The organism is Nonomuraea sp. NPDC047529, from assembly GCF_040642995.1.
Classification (GTDB): Bacteria; Actinomycetota; Actinomycetes; order Streptosporangiales; family Streptosporangiaceae; genus Nonomuraea.
Map to the genome: position 1 here is coordinate 41,193 of NZ_JBEYTJ010000049.1, position 18,137 is coordinate 59,329.

General features: G+C 71.3%; 17 protein-coding genes. 5 read left to right on the plus strand and 12 right to left on the minus strand.

The window, feature by feature from the left end:
* Window positions 1-23: 23 nt before the first annotated feature.
* A complete protein-coding gene (locus ABZ815_RS45680; protein ID WP_357708067.1) occupies window positions 24-2,036 on the minus strand; it encodes an adenylate/guanylate cyclase domain-containing protein in 2,013 nt (670 codons plus the stop codon).
* 196 nt (window positions 2,037-2,232) lie between these two features.
* Between ABZ815_RS45680 and ABZ815_RS45685 the strand changes: the two genes are divergently transcribed.
* Entirely contained in the window at window positions 2,233-3,132 is a 900-nt protein-coding gene (locus ABZ815_RS45685) for a hypothetical protein (RefSeq protein ID WP_357708068.1), read from the plus strand.
* Window positions 3,133-3,187: 55 nt separating this feature from the next.
* Here ABZ815_RS45685 and purL read toward each other — a convergent pair whose 3' ends face one another.
* From purL to purS, 4 genes are all read right to left on the minus strand, one after another.
* Entirely contained in the window at window positions 3,188-5,440 is a 2,253-nt protein-coding gene (gene purL / locus ABZ815_RS45690) for a phosphoribosylformylglycinamidine synthase subunit PurL (protein WP_357708069.1), read from the minus strand.
* Window positions 5,437-6,120, minus strand: a complete 684-nt coding sequence (purQ, locus tag ABZ815_RS45695; RefSeq protein ID WP_357708071.1) for a phosphoribosylformylglycinamidine synthase subunit PurQ — start codon at window positions 6,118-6,120, stop codon at window positions 5,437-5,439. The genes purL and purQ overlap by 4 nt, the downstream gene beginning before the upstream one ends.
* 139 nt (window positions 6,121-6,259) lie before the next feature.
* On the minus strand, window positions 6,260-6,649 hold the full coding sequence (locus ABZ815_RS45700) for an ATP-binding protein (RefSeq protein ID WP_352320494.1): 390 nt from the start codon (window positions 6,647-6,649) through the stop codon (window positions 6,260-6,262).
* 221 nt (window positions 6,650-6,870) lie between these two features.
* A complete protein-coding gene (gene purS, locus ABZ815_RS45705) occupies window positions 6,871-7,116 on the minus strand; it encodes a phosphoribosylformylglycinamidine synthase subunit PurS (protein ID WP_357708072.1) in 246 nt (81 codons plus the stop codon).
* Window positions 7,117-7,344: 228 nt separating this feature from the next.
* On the opposite strand from purS, the gene pdhA reads away from it, so the two are divergent.
* Genes pdhA through ABZ815_RS45720 form a run of 3 tightly spaced genes read left to right on the plus strand, consistent with a single transcriptional unit; the run spans window position 7,345 to window position 10,876 of the window.
* Complete coding sequence (pdhA, locus tag ABZ815_RS45710; protein ID WP_357708073.1) at window positions 7,345-8,436, plus strand: pyruvate dehydrogenase (acetyl-transferring) E1 component subunit alpha; 1,092 nt, start codon at window positions 7,345-7,347, stop codon at window positions 8,434-8,436.
* Window positions 8,433-9,413 carry an alpha-ketoacid dehydrogenase subunit beta gene (locus tag ABZ815_RS45715; RefSeq protein WP_357708074.1) on the plus strand — a complete coding sequence of 327 codons (981 nt, stop codon included), beginning with the start codon at window positions 8,433-8,435 and terminating at the stop codon, window positions 9,411-9,413. The genes pdhA and ABZ815_RS45715 overlap by 4 nt, the downstream gene beginning before the upstream one ends.
* Before the next feature lie 17 nt (window positions 9,414-9,430).
* On the plus strand, window positions 9,431-10,876 hold the full coding sequence (locus ABZ815_RS45720; protein ID WP_357708075.1) for a dihydrolipoamide acetyltransferase family protein: 1,446 nt from the start codon (window positions 9,431-9,433) through the stop codon (window positions 10,874-10,876).
* A gap of 41 nt (window positions 10,877-10,917) precedes the next feature.
* Here the strand turns inward: ABZ815_RS45720 and ABZ815_RS45725 are convergent, their stop codons facing one another.
* Genes ABZ815_RS45725 through ABZ815_RS45740 form a run of 4 tightly spaced genes read right to left on the minus strand, consistent with a single transcriptional unit; the run spans window position 10,918 to window position 14,616 of the window.
* A complete protein-coding gene (locus ABZ815_RS45725; RefSeq protein WP_357708076.1) occupies window positions 10,918-12,090 on the minus strand; it encodes an adenylosuccinate synthetase in 1,173 nt (390 codons plus the stop codon).
* On the minus strand, window positions 12,087-13,022 hold the full coding sequence (locus tag ABZ815_RS45730; RefSeq protein WP_357708077.1) for a hypothetical protein: 936 nt from the start codon (window positions 13,020-13,022) through the stop codon (window positions 12,087-12,089). Before ABZ815_RS45730 ends, ABZ815_RS45725 begins: the two co-directional genes overlap by 4 nt.
* An 11-nt stretch (window positions 13,023-13,033) precedes the next feature.
* Complete coding sequence (locus ABZ815_RS45735) at window positions 13,034-13,888, minus strand: molecular chaperone DnaJ (protein ID WP_357708079.1); 855 nt, start codon at window positions 13,886-13,888, stop codon at window positions 13,034-13,036.
* On the minus strand, window positions 13,885-14,616 hold the full coding sequence (locus tag ABZ815_RS45740; RefSeq protein WP_357708105.1) for an NUDIX hydrolase: 732 nt from the start codon (window positions 14,614-14,616) through the stop codon (window positions 13,885-13,887). The genes ABZ815_RS45735 and ABZ815_RS45740 overlap by 4 nt, the downstream gene beginning before the upstream one ends.
* A gap of 79 nt (window positions 14,617-14,695) precedes the next feature.
* On the opposite strand from ABZ815_RS45740, the gene ABZ815_RS45745 reads away from it, so the two are divergent.
* On the plus strand, window positions 14,696-14,989 hold the full coding sequence (locus ABZ815_RS45745; protein ID WP_357708081.1) for a Dabb family protein: 294 nt from the start codon (window positions 14,696-14,698) through the stop codon (window positions 14,987-14,989).
* A gap of 6 nt (window positions 14,990-14,995) precedes the next feature.
* Here ABZ815_RS45745 and ABZ815_RS45750 read toward each other — a convergent pair whose 3' ends face one another.
* The 3 genes from ABZ815_RS45750 to ABZ815_RS45760 all read right to left on the minus strand — a co-directional run bounded on the left by ABZ815_RS45750 (window position 14,996) and on the right by ABZ815_RS45760 (window position 18,102).
* On the minus strand, window positions 14,996-15,220 hold the full coding sequence (locus ABZ815_RS45750; RefSeq protein WP_357708082.1) for a hypothetical protein: 225 nt from the start codon (window positions 15,218-15,220) through the stop codon (window positions 14,996-14,998).
* A 71-nt stretch (window positions 15,221-15,291) separates the two neighbouring features.
* Window positions 15,292-16,230 carry an MBL fold metallo-hydrolase gene (locus ABZ815_RS45755; protein WP_357708083.1) on the minus strand — a complete coding sequence of 313 codons (939 nt, stop codon included), beginning with the start codon at window positions 16,228-16,230 and terminating at the stop codon, window positions 15,292-15,294.
* A gap of 66 nt (window positions 16,231-16,296) precedes the next feature.
* Window positions 16,297-18,102, minus strand: a complete 1,806-nt coding sequence (locus ABZ815_RS45760; protein ID WP_357708084.1) for an acyl-CoA dehydrogenase — start codon at window positions 18,100-18,102, stop codon at window positions 16,297-16,299.
* Window positions 18,103-18,137 lie beyond the last annotated feature (35 nt).

Here is an 18,137-nt window from a genome sequence, read left to right on the forward strand (position 1 = left end):
ATGTACGGACGGCCATTGCCGTTCTATGGCATTCCAGTCAGAACGTACGCGGCCACGGGTTCTTCCTTGCCCTTCAGGGTGAGCCGTCCCAGGGCGTCCACCGAGACGTCCCGGCCGAGTTGCCGCAGCGTCGTCTCGCCGATCACCACCGTCCCCGGCTCGGCCAGGGCCTGCAACCTGGCGGCCACGTTGACGCAGTCGCCCATCGCGTTGAAGCCGCGTAACTCGGGGCTGCCGATGTTGCCGACCAGCGCGGGACCGGTGTTGACGCCCACCCGGAAGGTCGGCCACTCCACGTCGTCCGCGCGTTTCCAGGCCATCTCCTCGGCCACCTCGGCCGCGGCCCGCTGCATCTCCAGCGCGGCCCGGCAGGCCGCCCTGGCATGCCCCGCCTGCGTGGCCGGCGCGTTGAACAGGGCCAGCATCGCGTCGCCGACGAACTGCACGATCGTGCCGCCGTTGTTCAGCACGCAGGGCACGGCGGCCGTGTGGTAGCGGTTGAGCATCTCGACGATCTCGCCGGGCGTGACCTGCTCGGAGAAGGAGGTGAAGCCCTTGAGGTCGGCGAAGAGTGCGGTCAGCTCCTTCAGCTCGCCGCCGAGCGCCGCCCGTCCGGGGTCGGCGAGTAGGGCGTTGGCCACGTCGGGCGACATGTACTGGCGGAAGAGGGTGTCCAGCTCCTGGTAGAGGCGGGCGTTCTCCAGCGAGACGGACAGCTGGCCGGCCAGGGTGGCGGCCAGCGCCTCGTCCTGGCCGGTGCGGCCCACCGGCACCTCCAGCACGCCGGCCAGGTGGCCCCTGACCGTGAGCGGGTAGGCCAGCCGGTGGTCGCGGCGGATCGGCCCGTCGCCCTCGAACTCGTACGCGCGGGAGCCGATCTGCGTCCGGCCCTCCGACACCAGCGCGATCTTGACGTCGCCGTACGCCTGCCTGACCCGGTCGAGCGCGGTGGTCAGCAGCTCGCCCTCCGGCAGGCCCACGCGGGTCTGCGCGCTCACCGCCACCAGCGCGGCCAGCCGCTCCGACAGCTCCCGCTCGTGGGCCAGCGCCTCCCCGGCCCGGTCGAGCACGGCGGCCTGGCTCTCGTTCAGCCGGAACTTGCCCGACAGCCGGGTCGCGGCCAGCGGCTCGCCCCTTCGTACGTGCTCGACCAGCTCCTCCAGCGCCTGGTCGTAGTCCTGCTGGAGGCGCGCGACCGTCGCCGCCAGCGTCACCGAGTCGAACAGGCCGGCGCTCGACCCCTCGCGCCTGAACTGCAGGTAGGCGCTGTAGGCCACGAACACGAAGGCGAGGGTGAGCAGCACGTGCCACTCCCACCACGACAGGTGCCAGTTGAGCTGCGACATCCCGGCGACCATCGCCTCGGCCAGCAGCGCGTACGCGGTGATCAGGCTGACCAGCATGGCCGAGGGGCGGCGGCGGTGGAGCAGGAACATCATCACGCCGGCCGCGCCGTACAGCAGGACGCCGGGGACGGACGCCAGGCCCAGCCAGCTCACCGGCGCGACCAGGGGCGGATCGCTGAGCGCGGTCAGCTCGGGCACCAGCGAGACCAGCCCCCACAGCAGCAGGAAGCCGAACAACATCGCCCGGACGAAGTGCTGCGCGTCAAGGACGGCCCTGGCCGCCCGCTCGCCCAGCGGCAGGGCCGAGGCGAACGCGAACATCGACGCGATCGTGAGCCCCACCTGCTGGCCCAGGTCGAAGCCCAGCGAGCCGGTCGGCAGGATGACGCCGGGCGTGGCCAGGCCGTGCAGCAGGAAGAAGCCCGCGCTGCTGAGGAACACCATGGACACCAGGAACAGCCGGGCGTCCTGACGGCGGCGCGCGGCCTCGGTGATCAGGCCGCCGAGCGCCACGTTGATCCCGGCCACCGCGAGGATCATCCAGAAGTGGCTCGCGTTGTGCTGCCAGACGACGTTGAGGTGCTGCTGCGCGAGCAGCAACCAGAGCCCCAACAGGGGGAGAACGAGGTGGATGCCCCAGACCACGCCTCGGACGGGCTGCGTGGCCGGCGGCAGGTAGGGGCTGGGCACAGACCCGATTATCCACGCGGGATCGCCGCCGCCAATGCGTCCTTTTACCCACTGGCACCGCGACAGTCGGTCAATCTGGTCAGTAACTCTCCGTTTCGTGACATACACGTTATGTAGTTCTTGCCAACCTTTGGAACGGTCGAAACGTGAATCTCATGCACAACCTGAGCATCACTTGTCCCTTGGAAGGAAAGCCGTGGCTATCAAGGTTCGCGGTGGGCGTACGCTCACCCTCGCCACTGTCGGAGCGCTCGCCGCCTCGCTCCTCGCCGTCGGTGGCGTGGCCACCGCCTCGTCGGCGGCGAGCGAGGTCTACGCCTGCGTGCACAAGAAGACGCGGTACGTCCGCATCGTCAACCCGACCACGCCGTGCCGGAAGACCGAAGAGCGCGTCGTGATCGGCGGCAGCACGACGGAGCTGAACGGCGCCACCTCCGGCCCCAAGGGCGACACGGGCCCGCAGGGCAAGCAAGGCGTCGCCGGCCCGCAGGGCCCCCAGGGCCCGAAGGGCGAGACCGGCCCGGTGGGCCCCCAGGGCAAGCAGGGCCTCCCCGGCAAGAACGGCCAGGACGGCCCGCAGGGCCCCAAGGGCGACACCGGTCCCCAGGGCCCCAAGGGCGACGACGGCAAGAACGGCCAGAACGGTCAGAACGGCCAGGACGGCAAGCAGGGCGAAAAGGGGCCGAAGGGCGACACGGGTCCGCGCGGCCCCGAGGGCCCCAAGGGTGACACCGGCTCGCAGGGCCCCAAGGGCGACACCGGCTCGCAGGGCCCCAAGGGTGAGCCCGGCAAGGACGGCGGCGGCGCCGCCTACGGCACCTACACCAACGACGCGACCATCAGCGGCCTCGGCTCGGCGACTGCCACCTGTGACAAGGGCGGCACCCCGACCGGCGGCGGCTTCTCCTTCAGCACCCTGAAGAACGCCGAAGTCATGGGCAGCTTCCCCGGCGCCAGCGGCTGGACGGTGACCGTCGCCAAGGACGACAACGGCGGCGGCAACAACCTCACCGCCGACACGCAGACCCACGGTGGCGGCAACAACGGCACCAGCGTCTTCGGCAAGGTCTACGTCGTCTGCATCAAGAAGGTCTGACAACGCTGAAAGGGCCGGTGCGGGATCACCCCGCACCGGCCCTTCTCGTTGGATCTCAGCCGAACAGCGCGGGCAGCGTCGCCGAGTGGGTCTCGCGGATCTCCTCGATCCCCACCTCGAACACGCCCTCGACCACCAGCGACTCCCCGCCGGTGACCCCGAGCCCGTAACACGGCACCTCGTGCCGCCCGCACAGCGCCGCGAACTCGTCGAACGCCTCCGGCCGCACCACGACCAGGGCCCGCGCGGCCGACTCGCTGAACAGGTCGGTGAACGGCTCGCCGCTCAGCGCCACCGTGGCCCCGACGCCGCGCGCCAGGCACGACTCGGCCAGCGCCACGGCCAGGCCGCCGTCGGACAGGTCGTGCGACCCCTCCAGCAGCCCGCGCGCCGCCGCCTCGACCAGCACGGTCGCCAGCGCCTGCTCGGCCTCCAGGTCCGCGTTCGGCGGCAGGCCGCCCAGGTGGCGGTGGGCGACGTGGGCCCACTCCGAGCCGCCGAACTCCTCGCCGGTGTCACCGAGCAGCACGACCCGCAGCCCCTCGGCGGTGAACCCGGACGGCACCCGCTTGGCCACGTCGTCGATGACGCCGAGCACGCCCACGACCGGCGTGGGGTTGATGGCGGTCGAGCCGGTCTGGTTGTAGAAGGAGACGTTCCCGCCGGTCACCGGCACGCCGAGGGTGCGGCAGGCGTCGGCGAGCCCGCGTACGGCCTCGGCGAACTGCCACATGACCTCGGGGTCCTCGGGCGAGCCGAAGTTGAGGCAGTTGGTGACGGCCAGCGGCTTGGCGCCGGTCACGGCCACGTTCCGGTACGCCTCGGCCAGCGCGAGCTGCGCCCCCGCGTAGGGGTCGAGCTTGGCGTAACGCCCGTTGCCGTCGGTGGACAGGGCGATGCCCCGGGTGGTCGGCTCGGCCCCGGCCATGACCTCGGAGATGCGCAGCATCCCCGCGTCGGCGGGCTGGGCCAGCACGGTGTTGGCACGGACGTACCGGTCGTACTGGGAGGTCACCCACTCCTTGGAGGCCAGGTTGGGCGAGCCGAGGAGCTGCAGCAGGGTGGCCCGCAGGTCGTCGGGACGGGCCAGCCGGTCGGGGGTGTCGGAGTTGAGCGCGCCCTGCCCGGACGGCTCGTGGAAGGGACGCTCGTAGACCGGGCCGTCGTCGGCGGCGGTGCCCGGCGGGATGTCGACGATGACCTCGCCGTCCCACGTCATGATCAGGCGACCGGTGTCGGTGACCTCGCCGATGACGGTGGCCGGGACGTCCCACTTGGCGCAGATCGCCAGGAACGCGGGGATGTCGTCGGGCCGGACCACGGCCATCATCCGCTCCTGGGACTCGCTCATCAGGATCTCCTCGGGCCTGAGCGAGGGGTCGCGGAGCGGGACCAGGTTGAGGTCGACCTTCATGCCGCCGGTGCCCTTGGCGGCCAGCTCGGTGGTGGCGCAGGAGACGCCGGCCGCGCCGAGGTCCTGGATGCCGACGACGACGTCGGCCGCGTAGAGCTCCAGGCAGCACTCGATGAGCAGCTTCTCCATGAACGGGTCGCCCACCTGCACGGCGGGCCGCTTGGCCTGCGACTCGTCCTCGAACGTCGCCGAGGCCAGCACGGACGCGCCGCCGATGCCGTCGGGGCCCGTGGACGCGCCGAACAGCACGACCTGGTTGCCCGGGCCGGGCGCGGTGGCCAGCTTGATCTGGTCCTTGCGCAGCAGGCCGACGCAGAGCGCGTTGACCAGCGGGTTGCCGATGTAGCAGGGGTCGAAGACGACCTCGCCGCCGATGTTGGGCAGGCCCAGGCAGTTGCCGTAGTGGCTGATGCCCTCGACCACGCCGGGCAGCACCCGCCGGGTGTCCACGGCGTCGGCGCCGCCGAAGCGCAGCGCGTCCATGACGGCGATCGGGCGGGCGCCCATCGACATGATGTCGCGCACGATCCCGCCGACGCCGGTGGCCGCGCCCTGGTGAGGCTCGACGTAGGACGGGTGGTTGTGCGACTCGATCTTGAACGTGGCCGCCCAGCCGTCGCCGATGTCGACGACGCCCGCGTTCTCGCCCATGCCCACGAGCAGCGCCTCGGACTTGGGCGCCTTGGTGGCGAACTGCCTCAGATGCACCTTGGACGACTTGTACGAGCAGTGCTCGGACCACATGACGCTGTAGATGGCCAGCTCGGACCCGGTGGGACGGCGGCCCAGGATCTCTTTGACCCGGTCGTACTCGTCCTGCTTCATGCCCAGCTCGGCGAAGGGCATCGGCTCGTCGGGGGTCTCGGCGGCCCGCTTGACGTTGTCGGTGCTCATGCGTTCACCAGATTCTTCAGGATGGACGTGAAGAAGCCGAGCCCGTCGGTGCTCGGCGCCCCGACCAGCTCCTCCACGGCGTGCTCGGGGTGCGGCATGAGGCCGACCACGTTGCCCGCCTCGTTGCGGATGCCGGCGATGTCGTTGAGCGAGCCGTTGGGGTTGCCCCCGGCGTAGCGCACGACGACGTGGCCGCCGGACTCCAGCGCGGCCAGCGTCTCCTCGGAGGCGACGTAGCGGCCCTCGCCGTGCTTGACCGGCAGCACGATCTCCTGGCCCTGCTCGAAGGAGCCGGTCCAGGCGGTGGCGGGCTGCTCGACCGTGAGCCGCTGGTCGCGGCAGACGTAGTGGAGCGAGGCGTTGCGGGTGAGCGCGCCGGGCAGCAGGTGGGCCTCGCAGAGGATCTGGAAGCCGTTGCACGTGCCGATCACCGGCAGGCCGGCCTTGGCGGCCGGGATGAGCTCGTCCATCAGCGGGGCGAACCTGGAGATCGCGCCGCAGCGCAGGTAGTCGCCGTAGGAGAAGCCGCCGGGCAGGAAGACGGCGTCGACTCCCTTCAGGTCGTGGTCGGCGTGCCACAGCGGGACCGCCTGCGCGCCCACGAGGCGCACGGCTCTGGCGGCGTCCTGGTCGTCGAGAGTTCCTGGAAACGTGACTACGCCCACACGGGCAGCGCTCATGACAGTCGTCCCCTCCGAGGAATGCGCACGCGCGTGCCACCGTCTCTTAGGGGCGGACGGCGGTCTACGGCGGTGTACTCAGATTATCGGGTGCGCGGCTGTGTTCCGGGCAGCGGGTCGGACCGCGGTCGGACAGCGCTCAGACAGCGGCCAGCTCGCGGTGACGGGCGCCCTCGGCCTCGTCGTCCCAGGCGAGCATCTTGCGCAGGTGGACCGTCGTGCCGCGGCCCGGGGTGGTGCCGAAGGAGATCTCGTCCACCACGGACCGCATGATCAGCAGGCCGCGGCCGTTCTCGGTGTCGGGCGGAGGAAAGTGCAGCGGCATCGACGGGAGGCCGTCGCCGCTGTCGGCGACACGCACGTCGCAGCGGCCGTAGCCGATCGACGCAGAGACCTCGTAACGATTGGCCGGGCCGCCGTGTCGCACCGCGTTGGAGCACGCCTCGGAGACGGCGAGCAGCATGTCGGCGATGCAGGTCTCGCTCACGTTGAGTGAACGCATCGCATCGCCAAGCACCCGCCTGACCATCGGTATGCCGATCGCATCCCGAGGCAGCGCCAACGAGAACTCAATATCCACCGGACTCCTCCGGGCTCCGGAATGTCACCTGGAGTAGGTTTCCCTGTGAAATCGGGGCTAACCGCAAAATCACGTTGTTGTTATTTAGTGTTGGCACGCCCGTGGCATTGTGGCATGCCCGAACGCGACTTTAACCCACCAGGGGTAAAACCAGGCATCAAATGTGCCTTCTACCCCTCAACTCGGACGCTGTAGTCCTCAATCACGGTGTTGGCCAGCAGTGTCTCGGCCATCTTCCGTACCTCGTCGAGAGCCGCCTCGTCGGCCGGGCCCTCCAGCTCGACCTCGAACCGCTTGCCCTGACGGACGGCCGAGACGCCGGCGAAACCGAGCCTGGGCAGCGCCCTGGCGATGGCCTGGCCCTGCGGGTCGAGGATCTCGGGCTTCAGCATGACGTCTACGATGACGCGCGCCACTGCGTTCCTCCTGGGTGGAGTGGGTGCTTGGGAAAGCAAGCCTACCGGCGTGCATGCCCGTCGACACAACGGGAACGGGGAGGACATGGGGCTTGCGCGGAGGGCTGTGACGTCTGCCACGATGTCCCCAAACGCGTACGAACCACCACCACATGGTTCGCACGCACCCACGGCTGGCCTCAGGTGGCGACCCCATCGACACCGGCCCCGATCGCACAGGAGCGGCACGTGACAGTCGACGCCTCTCGTGGTGCCGAAGCACCCCCTGAGCTCGTGCAGTTGCTCACCCCCGAAGGAGTACGGGTCGAGCACCCCGACTACGACATAGACCTGACGCCCGAAGAGGTCAGGTCGCTCTACCGCGACCTGGTGCTCGTCCGGCGCATCGACCTGGAGGCCGTGGCGCTCCAGCGGCAGGGCGAGCTGGGCATCTGGGCCTCGCTGCTCGGCCAGGAGGCCGCCCAGATCGGCTCGGGCCGCGCGCTCACCGACACCGACATGGCCTTCCCCACCTACCGCGAGCACGGCGTCGCCTGGTGCCGCGACGTCGACCCGGTGAAGCTGCTGGGCCTGTTCAGGGGCGTCAACCACGGGGGCTGGGACCCCGAGGAGCACAACTTCCACCTGTACACGATCGTGATCGGCAGCCAGACCCTGCACGCGGTCGGCTACGCGATGGGCATCCAGCGCGACGACGCCTCCGCCGCCACGATCGCCTACTTCGGCGACGGCGCCACCAGCCAGGGCGACGTGAACGAGTCGTTCATCTGGGCGAGCGTGTTCAACGCGCCGATCGTCTTCTTCTGCCAGAACAACCAGTGGGCCATCTCCGAGCCGCTGGAGAAGCAGAGCCGCATCCCGCTCTACCGCCGGGCCTCGGGCTTCGGCTTCCCGGGCGTCAGGGTCGACGGCAACGACGTGTTCGCCTGCCTCGCGGTGACCAGGAAGGCGCTCGACGCCGCCCGTACGGGCCAGGGGCCGACGCTGATCGAGGCGTTCACGTACCGGATGGGCGCCCACACCACGACCGACGACCCGACCCGCTACCGGGTGGCCAGCGAGCTGGAGGCGTGGAAGCTGAAGGACCCGATCGAGCGGGTCAAGGCGTACCTGTTCCGCAACGAGCTGGCCGACCAGGCGTTCTTCGACTCCGTCACCGCGGAGGCCGACCAGCTCGGCGCCGACCTGCGCAGGCGGTGCCTGGCGATGCCCGACCCCGAGCCGCTCGATATCTTCGACCACGTCTATCGCGAGCCCCACGCGCTCATCGACGGGGAGCGCGCGCAGTTCGCCGCCTACTTGGAGGGCTTCGAGAAATGACGGTGTTGAGCCTGTCCAAGGCGCTTAACGAGGGCATGCGCCGGGCCATGGAGGACGACCCCAAGGTCCTCATCATGGGCGAGGACGTCGGCAAGCTCGGCGGCGTCTTCCGCGTCACCGACGGCCTGCAGAAGGACTTCGGCGAGGACCGCGTGATCGACACGCCGCTCGCCGAGTCCGGCATCATCGGCACCGCGATCGGCCTGGCGCTGCGCGGCTACCGGCCGGTGTGCGAGATCCAGTTCGACGGGTTCGTCTTCCCGGCGGCCGACCAGATCATCACGCAGCTCGCCAAGATGCCGATGCGCTCGCTCGGCGCGATCAAGCTGCCCGTCGTCGTCCGCATCCCGTGCGGCGGCGGCATCGGCGCGGTCGAGCACCACAGCGAGTCGCCCGAGGCGTACTTCACGCACACGGCCGGCCTGCGCGTGGTGGCCTGCTCCAACCCGGCCGACGCCTACACCATGATCCAGCAGGCCATCCGGAGCGATGACCCGGTCATCTTCTTCGAGCCCAAGCGCCGCTACTGGGAGAAGGCCGACATCGACACGGCCTCGACCGACTGGTGGACGCCGTTCGACAAGGCCAGGGTCGTCCGGCCGGGGTCCGACGTCACGCTGCTGGCCTACGGCCCGATGGTCAAGACGTGCCTGGAGGCCGCCACGGCCGCCGAGGACGACGGCCGCTCGCTGGAGGTGATCGACCTGCGCTCGCTCAACCCGCTGGACGAGCCGCTGGTCATGGAGTCCGTACGCCGGACCGGACGGGCGGTCGTGGTCCACGAGGCCCCCGTCTACAGCGGGTTCGGCGCCGAGCTGGCGGCCCGGATCACCGAGCGGTGCTTCTACCATCTGGAGTCGCCCGTCCTGAGGGTCGGCGGCTTCTCCACCCCCTATCCGCCGTCGAAGCTCGAAGAGCACTACCTGCCCGACCTGGACAGGGTGCTCGACGCCGTCGACCGCGCCTTCGGGTTCTGAAAGGGGGACGTGCTTCCATGCGACGCGAGTTCAAGCTCCCCGACGTCGGGGAGGGGCTGACCGAGGCCGAGATCGTCCGCTGGCACGTGCGGCCGGGCGACGAGGTCAAGGTCAACCAGATCGTGGTGGAGATCGAGACCGCCAAGTCCATCGTCGAGCTGCCGATCCCCTGGGACGGCGTGGTCTCGGGGGTGCTGGTCGAGGAGGGCGTCACGGTCGACGTCGGCACGCCGATCGTCTCCGTGGACACCGGCGGCGGCGAGGTGGCCGGTGAGGGAGGCGGCGGCGACCAGGGGCTCAAGGCGCTGGCCGACGACATGGTGCCCAAGCCGCCGGAGGAGGGCGCGGTCGAGCCCGGCGCCCACGGCAGCCCCGCGCCCAAGGAGGAGCGGCAGGCGGTCCTGGTGGGCTACGGCGTCAAGACCGGCGCCTCCAAGCGCCGTCCCCGCAAGCAGCCGGCGGAGCCGATCGCGGCCGCGCCCGTGGCCAATCCGGCCCGCGTGGAGGTCCCCGGCCCGGCCCCGACGGCCCGCCCGGTCGAGCCGGCCGGGCCCCCGCCCGTCGTCGCGCCCGTCGGTCCGGGCCGCGTGGCCGTGCTGGCCAAGCCGCCGGTCCGCAAGCTGGCCAAGGACCTGGGCGTCGACCTCGCCACGCTCACCGGCACCGGCCCCCAGGGGTCCATCACCCGCGACGACGTGCACGCCGCCGCCGAGGGCGGCCCCCACGCGGCGCCCGAGCCCGTCCGGCAGGCTCAGCCCCAGCAGCGGGAGGAGCGCGTCCCCGTCAAGGGCGTGCGCAAGATGACCGCCCAGGCCATGGTGGCCAGCGCGTTCACGGCCCCCCACGTCACCGAGTTCCTCCAGGTGGACGTGACGGAGACCATGGAGGCGGTCAGGCGCCTGCGTGCCCTGCCCGACTTCGCCGAGGTCAAGGTCTCCCCGCTCCTGCTGGTCTGCCGGGCCCTGCTCACCGGGGTCAGGCGCTACCCGATGATCAACTCGTCGTGGGACGAGGCGGCTCAGGAGATCGTGGTCAAGCACTACGTGAACCTGGGCATCGCCGCCGCCACCCCGCGCGGCCTCGTGGTGCCCAACGTCAAGGACGCCCACGCCCTCTCCCTCCCCGAGCTGGCCAGGCAACTGGGCGCGTTGGCGGAGACGGCCAGGGCGGGCCGCACCCAGCCGGCCGAGATGTCGGGCGGCACGATCACGATCACCAACGTGGGCGTGTTCGGCGTCGACGCCGGCACTCCCATCCTCAACCGGGGCGAGTCGGCCATTCTGGCCTTCGGCCAGGTCAGGGACATGCCGTGGGTGGTCGACGGCGAGCTGGCCGTGCGCAAGGTGACCACGCTCGCGCTCAGCTTCGACCACCGGATCGTCGACGGCGAGCTGGGCTCGATGTTCCTGCGCGACGTCGGCGCCATGCTGGAGGACCCGCTCCGCATGCTCGCCTGGGGTTAGAGCCAGGCGGTGACCGCCGGGAGGACCCCTCTCCCCGGTGGTCACCGCAGGCTCGGCCAGGGCGCCTTCTTGTCACTCGCGCGGGGGCCGTACGACTCCAGCCACACGGGCGCGCCCACGACATGAGAGACCGCCGCGGGCCAGTCTGATACACCCTCCTCGTACACGGGGGCGGCCCGCAGCAGCCGGGACGTGCGGTCCGGCTCGGCGAACGTGACGGGCCGGTCGTAGCGCACGCACATGCGCGAGACGTCCGCGTCCAGGTGGGTGAGGGCGAGGCCGTCCACGCCGCCCGCCGCCTCGGCCGCGTACCGGTGGGCGACCGCGTCGAAGTGCCCGAGCCGGAAGGCTCCCTGCCACGGTCCGGCCGGGTTGTGCGGTTCGGGCAGCGTCAGCGCGGGGTCCTCGGTCACCAGCGGGCCGGGGCCGTGCCGGGTGGTGTACGTCCGCAGCACCCCCAGCCGCGCCGCCCCCGCCCCCTCCAGCAGCTCCAGCGCGTTGGCGAAGGTCGTCGTGCTCCACGTCGTGTACGGGTCGAACCCCCACCGCTCGTCCAGCAGCACCCCCTGCGCCCCCTCGAACACGACCGGCCCCCGACTGACCAGCCCGGCCGTGTACGACGAGTCCACCAGCCGCACCCGCTCGGCGAACGCCCGGTAGACGGCCACGCAGTCGGCCACCGCAGGCCCCTCGCCCCCCAGCGCCTCCCGCAGCACGGTCAGCTTCCGCGTCAGCTCACGCGGCGAGTCGCCCGCCCGGGGCGCCAGCGCGCCGTGCTCCAGCCGGTACGCCATCACCTCCCCGACGCCCATCCCGCACGACCCGTGCCGCGCGGCCCCCCGCGCCAGCTCCCGCCTCCTCCCGGCCGCCACGTGGTACGGCGTCGCCAGCAGGCAGTCCCGGTCCACCGTGAGCAGCCCGAAGGGGTCGGGCACGCCGAGCCGCGCCAGATGCTCCGCCTCGGCCGACAGGGCCAGCGGATCGACCACCACGAAGCTCGACAGATGCGTACGAACCCCTCGGAACGTCCCCGCGCCGAACTGCGCGAACGTGTGATGCCGCCCGTCGTCCAGGACGACGTTGTGCCCCGCCTGCGCGCCCCCGTTGAACCGGACCACGGCGTGGACGGGCAGCGTGGCGCACGCCCAGTCCACGACCGTGCCCTTGCCGGCGTCGCCGTACCCGAGGTCGACGACGACGAGGTGTTCGTTCACGGCCGGAGCCCGTCGAGCGGCTCGGCGGTGACCACCGTGCCGCGGTCGAGCCTGGCCAGGGCCCGCGACACGGACGCGCCGGCCGTCGAGCCCAGCTCGGCCAGGTCCTCAAGGCCCTCGTCCAGGCCGATCGCGTCCTCGCCGAGCCCGACGGTGAGCGCGATCGTCTCGGACACGGCGTCGAGGTCGTCCAGCTCCAGCACGTTCTGGCCGAGCAGGTCGCGCCAGGCGTCCAGCACCTCGGGGTCGCCGGCGTAGCTGGCCCCCTGGGGGAGGATGAAGTAGACGTCGTACTTGCGGGTCAGCTCGCCGACGATGTCGGCCACCCCGAGGGGCGCGGTCAGGCGGTCGCCGACGAGGTCCTCGACCTGGTTCCTGGACACCCGCGGGTAGGGCATCTCGTCGCCGATGACGAACAGGTAGCCGCGCCTGCCGCGCTTCTCGTGGCAGTCGATGGAGGTGTGCCTGGCCATGAAGTACATGGCCAGCTCGTAGGACTCGCGCTTCTGGCCGCCGCCCCCGCCCTCCAGCAGGATCAGGCCGAGCTGGTCGTCCATGCGGTTGTCGGACTCGAACTGGCCGACCTGCAGCGGCGCCCGGTCGCAGGTGGCGTCGCCGATCGCGCCGAACATGATCTGCGGGTCGGTGGCGTACCCCTTGCGCAGCAGCAGCCCGAGCAGGTCGGGCAGCCGGGTCTGCAGCCCGCGGGGGACCGCGCGCATCGAGCCGGTCACGTCGAAGAGCACGGCGATGGCCAGCGAGTCGGGATGCTCGGCCGAGTCGCGGCTCTCCCGCGTCACGCCGAAGGGGTCGAGGTCGGGGTGGACCTGCCGGGCTCCGCCGTCGCTGTAGGCGAAGGCGCTGGAGCCGGTGGCCGCGCGGTAGCGCGCGGCGGAGTCGTAGACGTTCGTTGACCAGATTCCGCTGCCCATGGCAGCCTCCCTCAAAGGTGGAGCGGACGGTACGTGCGGGGTCCGTACAGGTCGTCGAGCAGGTCGTCGAGCTCGCGCAGCAGCTCCCACGCGTCGGACGGCGGGCGCAGCAGGCAGCCGCGGACGAAGGCGCGCATCCGGCGCGGGCACTCGCCCAGCAGGCGCTCGACGCACCTGGTCAGGGCGGTGATGTCGGCGCGCTCGTCGAGCCGGTCGCCGTGACACCAGTCGACCAGCACGAGCCCGTGGTCAAGGGGATGGACGAGGACGTGGCGGGGGAGCACGGCGCCGTGCGCGACGCCGGCCCGGTGGGCGAACCCGGCGGCCACGAGCAGCCGCCGCCAGATCCAGGCCACGTCGCGGGGGTCGCGGCCGGTGCCGACGCGTTCGAGGGTGACGAACCCGTCGGGCGCCCGGCTGAGCACGTTCGCCTGCCGGACCACCTCGCCGCTCCGGTAGCGGAAGCTCTCGACCAGGCGGGGGACGTACGGCAGGAGGCGCGGGTCGCCGTCCGAGGCGAGCTTCCGCAGCGCGGCGGCCTCGCGGACCAGCAGCCGGCCGGCGGCCGGGTCGCGGGCCACCTTGAGCAGCGAGTCGCGCCCGGCGCCGCGCCCGGCCGGGTAGAGCACGGCGGTGCCGCCCTTGTGCAGCGGCGGCCCGACCAGGAAGTCGCCGACCCGCTGCCCCCGGTGGTAGGTCTCCCAGAGCGCGACCAGCCGCTTGAACGCCTCCTCGCCGCCCGGCGCGAGGTCGGGGTGCAACGCCCGGGCCAGCCGCCGGTAGACGCGGGCCGGAGAGCCGCCCGCGAACAGCTCCTGGGCCGATCGCGCCCCGGCGACGATCGCCGCCGCCTCCGCCGTGTTCATCGCACCTCCTCCTCCCGCGCGGGCCGCAGCAGCGCGGGGTGGAGCAGCCGGGCGTCGCCCGCGCGGTAGAGCTTGGCGCGCGGCCCGCCCCTGGGGCCGCCGGTCTCGGTGGTCTGGCCGGTGCTCTCGACGAACCCGGGGACGGACAGGATCTTGCGGTGGAAGTTGCCCGCGTGCAGCGGCGTGCCCCACACGGTCTCGTAGATCAGCCGCAGCTCGGAGACGGTGAACTCGGGGCCGGCGAAGGCCGTGGCCAGCGGCGTGTACTCCAGCTTCGACCGGGCCCGCTCGACGCCGTCGGCCAGGATGCGGGCGTGGTCGAAGGCGAGCGGCGGCACGTCGTCGACCGGGTGCCACACGGCGGCGGCCGCGTCCGTGCCGGCCTCGGGGTCGGGCAGGTCGGGGGCGAAGGCGAGGTAGGAGATCGACACCACCCGCATGCGGGGGTCGCGGCCGGGGCCGCCGTAGCTGGCGAGCTGCTCGATGTGCGCCGGCCTGGTGGACACGCCGGTCTCCTCGGCCAGCTCGCGCACCGCCGCCTCGGGCAGGTCCTCGTCCGGCCTGACGAAGCCGCCGGGCAGCGCCCACCGGCCCGCGTACGGCTCCACGCCGCGCTCGACGATCAGGACGTGCAGCCGCCGGTCGCGGATGGTCAGCGCCACCACGTCGACGGTGACCGCGACCGGCGCGTACAGCCGGGGGTTGTAGCCGGCCAGGAACTCGTCCATGCGTACGTCCTTCTCAATCTGAGTCAATCTCGATATGAGAATAACTCCGGAGAAGGGTGGGTGTCGATAGGGTTGGCGCATGATCCGTCACATTGTGCTGTTCACCTGGGCCGACGACGCCACCGACGAGCAGAAGGCCGCGGTCGCGACCGAGCTGCGCAAGCTGCCGGGCGAGATCCCGCAGCTACGGGCGTACACGGTGGGTCCCGACGCCGGCATCACCGAGGGCAACCACGAGTTCGCCGTGGTCGCCGACCTCGACAGCGTGGACGACTTCGTGATCTACCGCGACCATCCCCGCCACCAGGCCGTGATCGCGCAGTACATCAAGCCGATCCTGGCGACGCGCGCCGCCGTGCAGCTCAGCCTCTAGAGCCCTCTAGAGCTCCGGCGGGTGGTTCTCGCGGTGCATCAGCCGGGCGTCGGAGGTGCGCCCGCGCCGGGGCGCGAGCACGATGCTGAGCACGACGCCGACGCCCCCGACGATCATGAAGATGACGCCGATGATGTCCATGTGCACGCTCTGGCCGAACACGTCCGGCTCGATGGCGAACTTCAGGATGGCGCCGAGCGTGAGGAAGAAGATGCTGACCCCGACACCCATGACGACCTCCAGGCAAAGGCGAAGTACGCCCACGGTCATACCCGGGTATCGGTGATCACACCCTCGCCGGGTCAGGCGAGACAGGACAATGGCCGCCCGCCGTTGTAGGCGATCATGTCCTGCACGGCCGCGCCGACGTCGATCGGCGCGCCCGGCGGGCGTCCGTCCAGCTCGGCGTAGGCCCGGTGGAGGTTGCCCACGATGCGCTCGGGGTCGAGCAGCCCGCCCCACTCGCCGAGGTCGGTCTCCCGCGCGGCCTCCAGCGGCGTCAGGCCCGCCTCACGGCCGTGCCGGGCGGCCTCCTGCACGAACCGCAGGTAGCCCTCGACCCGGCCGTAGACCTCCGGCCCGCACACCTCGCCGTGTCCGGGGACGATCGTCTCGGCGCCCAGCCCTCTGAGCGTGTCCAGCGCGGCGATCGTCCCGGCCACCGAGCCCATCAGGACGAACGGCGTGCCGCCGTTGAAGACCAGGTCGCCGGAGAACAGCACCCGCCGCTCCGGGATCCAGACGATCGAGTCGCTGGTCGTGTGCGCGGCCGGCCCGACGTGCCGCACCTCGCACCGCAGGTCGTCGGAGTACAGGGCGACCCCCTCGGTGTACGTCAGGAACGGCGGCGCGACCTCCATCGCCCCCCACACCACCTCCGCCGACCAGGCCCCCCGGTACGCCGGGACCCCGTCGGCCAGGATCTGGGCCCGTACGCCCTCGTGCCCGACGATCGTGGCCTCGGGGAACAGCCAGTTGCCGAAGGTGTGGTCGCCGTGGTGGTGGGTGTTGACCAGCGTGGTGATCGGCCTGCCGCTGACCTTGCCGACGGCCTCGCGCAGGTCGCGGGTGCGGCGCTCGGTCGAGCAGGCGTCGACGCAGATCACGCCGCGCCGCCCGGCCAGGAATCCGGTGTTGTTGATCCACCAGCTCCCGTCGGGCTGCACGTAGGCGTAGACGCCCTCGGAGACCTCTACGACGCGCGGCGGGGGCAGGGGGTGGTCATGAGATGACGAGCTCATGCCCGGAACCTAACAGCGACGCCCGCTCCCGGAGGGGAAGCGGGCGTCGCCGTCAGGTTCCGAGGCTCAGAAGGCCTCTTCGGGAAGTTCCATGAGCTCCTGGCCGGTGGCGGCCAGGATGCGCCGCTCGGTCGTCAGCCTGGGCAGCACGGTCCCGGCGAAGAACGCCGCCGCGGCCACCTTGCCCTGGTAGAACGGGTCTTCGCCCTCGGCCAGCCGGGCCAGGGCCACCTCGGCCTGGCGCAGCAGCAGCCAGCCGATCACCAGGTCGCCCAGCGAGAGCAGGAACCGGGTGCTGTTCAGGCCGACCTTGTAGACCTCCTCCGGCTTCTCCAGCGAGCCGAGCGCCCAGCCGGCCATGGTGTCGCCCATGGCCTTGACCTCGGCGGCGGCCTCGGCGAGCAGCTTGCGCTCCTCCTTGAGCCGGCCGTTGCCCGCCTCGGAGGCGGCGAACTCGTTGATCTCGGCGAGCAGCGCGCCGACCGCGGCGCCCTGGTTGCGCAGGATCTTCCTGAAGAACAGGTCGAGGCCCTGGATCGCGGTGGTGCCCTCGTACAGGGAGTCGATCTTGGCGTCGCGGATGTACTGCTCGATCGGGTAGTCCTGCAGGTAGCCCGAGCCGCCGAGGGTCTGCAGCGAGCGGGCCAGCAGCTCGTACGAGCGCTCGGAGCCGACGCCCTTGACCAGGGGCAGCAGCAGGTCGTTCATGGCCTCCGCGTGCCGGTCCGCCGGGTCGATGAGGAGGGCGTCCTGGAAGGTGGCCGTGTAGAGGACCAGGGCGCGCATGCCCTCGGCGTACGCCTTCTGCAGCATCAGCTCGCGGCGCACGTCCGGGTGGTGGGTGATGGTCACCCGGGGGGCGGACTTGTCGGCCATCTTGGTCAGGTCCGCGCCCTGGTAGCGGGACTTGGCGTAGTCGAGGGCGTTCAGGTAGCCGGTGGAGAGCGTGGCGATGGCCTTGGTGCCGACCATCATGCGGGCGTGCTCGATCACCATGAACATCTGCTTGATGCCCTCGTGCACGTCGCCGACCAGCCAGCCGATCGCCGGGTGCTTGTCGCCGAAGGTGAGCTCGCAGGTCGTGGAGACCTTCAGGCCCATCTTCTTCTCGACATTGGTGACGTAGGCGCCGTTGCGCTCGCCCAGCTCGCCGGTCTCCAGGTCCACGTGGAACTTGGGCACCAGGAACATCGACAGGCCCTTGGTGCCGGGACCGTGGCCCTCGGGACGGGCCAGGACCAGGTGGAAGATGTTGTCGGCCATGTCGTGCTCGGCGCTCGTGATGAAGCGCTTGACGCCCTCGATGTGCCAGGTGCCGTCGGGCTGCTGGACGGCCTTGGCCCGGCCGGCGCCGACGTCCGAGCCCGCGTCCGGCTCGGTGAGCACCATGGTGGCGCCCCAGTTGTGCTCGATGGCCAGCTCGGCGAAGCGCTTCTGCTCCGGCGTGCCCAGCTTCCACAGGGTGTAGGCGAAGTTGGGGCCGGCGGCGTACATGTACAGGGCCGGGTTGGAGCCGAGCACCATCTCGGCGGTCGCCCAGGCGAGGCTGCGCGGGATGCCGGGGCCGCCCAGCTCGGCGGGCAGATCGAGGTGCGCCCAGCCGCCCTCCACGAGCGCCTTGAACGACTTCTTGACGCCCGCCGGGACGGTCACCGTGCTCGTCGCGGGGTCGAACACCGGCGGGGTGCGGTCGCCCTCCTCGAAGGAGTCGGCGAGCACGCCGGTCGCCAGCCTGTTGACCTCGTCCAGGATGCTCCGCGCGACGTCCTCGTCCACTTCGCCGAAGGGCCCGGTGCCGAGGATCTCGCGTCGACCGAACACCTCGAAGAGGTTGAATTCCAGGTCACGCACGTTGCTCTTGTAGTGGCCCATGGGTGCAGATCTCCTTGAACCGAGGTCTTCATGTA

Coding starts and splice junctions, on each gene's coding strand:
- purL (WP_357708069.1), bottom strand. CDS start 5,440: ATGAGCACCGACAACGTCAAGCGGGCCGCCGAGACCCCCGACGAGCCG.
- purQ (WP_357708071.1), bottom strand. CDS start 6,120: ATGAGCGCTGCCCGTGTGGGCGTAGTCACGTTTCCAGGAACTCTCGAC.
- ABZ815_RS45700 (WP_352320494.1), bottom strand. CDS start 6,649: ATGGTCAGGCGGGTGCTTGGCGATGCGATGCGTTCACTCAACGTGAGC.
- ABZ815_RS45715 (WP_357708074.1), top strand. CDS start 8,433: ATGACGGTGTTGAGCCTGTCCAAGGCGCTTAACGAGGGCATGCGCCGG.
- ABZ815_RS45720 (WP_357708075.1), top strand. CDS start 9,431: ATGCGACGCGAGTTCAAGCTCCCCGACGTCGGGGAGGGGCTGACCGAG.
- ABZ815_RS45730 (WP_357708077.1), bottom strand. CDS start 13,022: ATGGGCAGCGGAATCTGGTCAACGAACGTCTACGACTCCGCCGCGCGC.
- ABZ815_RS45735 (WP_357708079.1), bottom strand. CDS start 13,888: ATGAACACGGCGGAGGCGGCGGCGATCGTCGCCGGGGCGCGATCGGCC.
- ABZ815_RS45740 (WP_357708105.1), bottom strand. CDS start 14,616: ATGGACGAGTTCCTGGCCGGCTACAACCCCCGGCTGTACGCGCCGGTC.
- ABZ815_RS45745 (WP_357708081.1), top strand. CDS start 14,696: ATGATCCGTCACATTGTGCTGTTCACCTGGGCCGACGACGCCACCGAC.
- ABZ815_RS45750 (WP_357708082.1), bottom strand. CDS start 15,220: ATGGGTGTCGGGGTCAGCATCTTCTTCCTCACGCTCGGCGCCATCCTG.
- ABZ815_RS45755 (WP_357708083.1), bottom strand. CDS start 16,230: ATGAGCTCGTCATCTCATGACCACCCCCTGCCCCCGCCGCGCGTCGTA.
- ABZ815_RS45760 (WP_357708084.1), bottom strand. CDS start 18,102: ATGGGCCACTACAAGAGCAACGTGCGTGACCTGGAATTCAACCTCTTC.